General features: G+C 63.5%; 1 protein-coding gene and 2 pseudogenes. All 3 read right to left on the bottom strand.

What is annotated here, in order from left to right:
* A pseudogene (locus EOA38_RS33700) lies at positions 1–404 on the bottom strand (SH3 domain-containing protein); the annotation flags it as partial.
* A gap of 261 nt (positions 405–665) precedes the next feature.
* Complete coding sequence (locus tag EOA38_RS33705; protein ID WP_127301259.1) at positions 666–1,952, bottom strand: FAD-binding oxidoreductase; 1,287 nt, start codon at positions 1,950–1,952, stop codon at positions 666–668.
* Positions 1,953–2,064: 112 nt separating this feature from the next.
* Positions 2,065–2,435: pseudogene (locus EOA38_RS33710) on the bottom strand (glutamine synthetase); the annotation flags it as partial.

The raw sequence follows: 2,435 nt of genomic DNA on the forward strand, positions 1-2,435 counted from the left end.
CCCGCCGCATCCGGGGCAGTCCAGCGCGGGCTGTTCGATGCCAGCGCCGGGATGGCGGCTTTGCGCGTGGCGGCGACAGGCGAAACCGCGTCTGCCTTGGGCGCGGCTTGCGGCGCGGCGGCGACACTGACAGCGCTCGCCGCGGCCGGAGCGATCTTCGTCGTCTTGACCGGAATCGCGGGCACGCTCTGCTCCGCGCTTGCGATCGCCTGCCGTTCATTGGCTGGCAGGGCCAGCCAAAGCGCCACCCCCGCCACGCCGAGCAGCGCCACGGTACCGACGGCCGCGATCACCAGATGCGCGTTCGACTGCAGGCTCTGCCAGAACGAAGGCCGCATGTCATAGCCGAACTGCACTGCAAAGCGCCGTCGTTCCGGCGCGCCGAAACTGAAGGGCTCATACACTTAGACCACCTCCAACAACCGGGCCGACGTTCTTTCGATCTTGCCGCGACATGTCGCGGTTGATCGGCATCGGTCCCGAAATTCCAGCGGGCAGGCCCGCGCAAATCCCCGTTTTATCGCCCAGAACCGGCATCTCTTGCCGGCGATTGTGGCATGAGTGCGCCTTTTTACGAAATTTCCTGCATTTGTTAACGATTCTGCAACGTGCTGCGGAGACGCGCTCTCCATCGAATCAAGCACTTCCACCGGGATGCTCGACCCTCAAATCCGGTCGCGTAACGCGAACCAGTTGAGCGCCAGGAACAGCAGTGGCGCGCGAAAACGACGGCCCCCCGGGAAAGCGGGAATCTTCAGATCCTCGATCAGTTTCAGCCTGTCGCGGTTGCCGGCGACCGTCTCTGCGTAAAGTTTGCCGAAGAAGTTCGACAGCATGACGCCGTGTCCGGAATAGCCGCCTACGGAAATCACGTTCGGCATCACCTCGCACACGAAGGGTTTTCGCGGCATGGTGATGCCGACATAGCCGCCCCAGCCATGGGTGATCTCGACATCCTTGAGCGCCGGATAGAGCTCGGCGATCTGCCGGCGGATGTGGATATGGATGTCCTTCGGATCGTTGACGGCGTAGACCTCGCGGCCGCCGAACAAAAGCCTGCCGTCCTTCGACCTGCGGAAATAGCGCACGACGAAGCGGGAATCGTCCACCGACTCGCCTCCCGGTAGAACATTGGAGGACGATCCGAGCGGCACGGTGGCGCCGATGAAGGAGCCGATCGGCATGATGTGGGCGGCGCTGACAGGCTCGAGATTGCCGCCATAGGCGTTGACCGCGATCAGGCATTTCTCGGCTGATATCGTGCCTTTCGGGGTGGTGACCCTCACCTTTCCTCCGCTGGCGGCGATGCCGGTCGAGGGCGTCCGCTCGAACAGATGCGCGCCGGCCGTGGCCGCCGCTTTTGCCGTGCCGATCACCAGTTTCAGCGGGTGGAGGTGCCCGGTCCCGGTATCACGCGTGCCGCCGAAATAGCGCGCCGAGCCCAGCCGCTCCGCGGTCTCGCCGGCATTCATGAAGGCGATGTGCGGATAGCCGAAGCGGCTCGCCATGATCTCGGCATGGCGCTTGTAGTCGTCGACATAACGCTTCTTATGCGCCACCGACAGTTGACCCGGCATGTAGTCGATCTCGATCCGGTTGGCTGCCGCGAAGTCCAGCAGATGCGTCTTTGCCTCTTCCGCGAGATCGAAAAGCGCTTTGGCGCGGGAGAGACCGTATTCGTCCTCGAGTTCCTCCGCCCAGGCGCGCTGGCCGGTCCCGAGCTGGCCGCCATTGCGCCCCGACGCGCCATCGCCCAAGCGGTGCGCCTCGATCAGCACCACATTTGTGCCCGCCTTGGCCAGATGCGCCGCCGCCGAAAGTCCCGTAAAGCCGCCGCCGATGATGACGACATCGCAGGTCCGATCGCCGTCAAGCGCCGGATATTCGGGACGCGGCCCGACAGTGTCCTCATACCAGGAACGGCCGGGGGAGATGGGGGATTGGTAGGGCATGATTCGCCAGAACGCGAGGCTTTTTCAGTAAGGGAAAGCGAATAGCGAGTAGCGAATAGGGAATGAAGTTGGTGTTGTTCTATTCGCTATTCGCTATTCGCTATTCGCTCTCTCACACATTCAGCAACAGATACTCCCGCTCCCACGGGCTGATCACTTCCATGAAGGTCTCGAACTCGGCTCGCTTGATCGCCGCGTAAGTTGCGGCGAAGGATTTCCCGAGGATGGCGCTGAGCTCCTTGTCGCCCTCGAACAGGTCGACGGCTTCGAGCAGGCTGCGCGGCAGGTCGATCTCGTCCTCATTGGCCGTGGTCAGCACCGGCGCCGAAGCCGTTTCCTTCTTCGTCATGCCGATCAGCCCGCAGGCGAGCGAGGCGGCGAGCGCCAGATAGGGGTTGGCATCGGAGGACGGGATGCGGTTTTCGACGCGCCGCGCCGCGGGGTCGGATCGCGGCACGCGGAAGGCCGTCGTGCGATTGTCGT

The organism is Mesorhizobium sp. M1E.F.Ca.ET.041.01.1.1, from assembly GCF_003997355.1.
In the GTDB taxonomy this organism is placed as follows: domain Bacteria; phylum Pseudomonadota; class Alphaproteobacteria; order Rhizobiales; family Rhizobiaceae; genus Mesorhizobium.

Coding starts and splice junctions, on each gene's coding strand:
- EOA38_RS33705 (WP_127301259.1), bottom strand. CDS start 1,952: ATGCCCTACCAATCCCCCATCTCCCCCGGCCGTTCCTGGTATGAGGAC.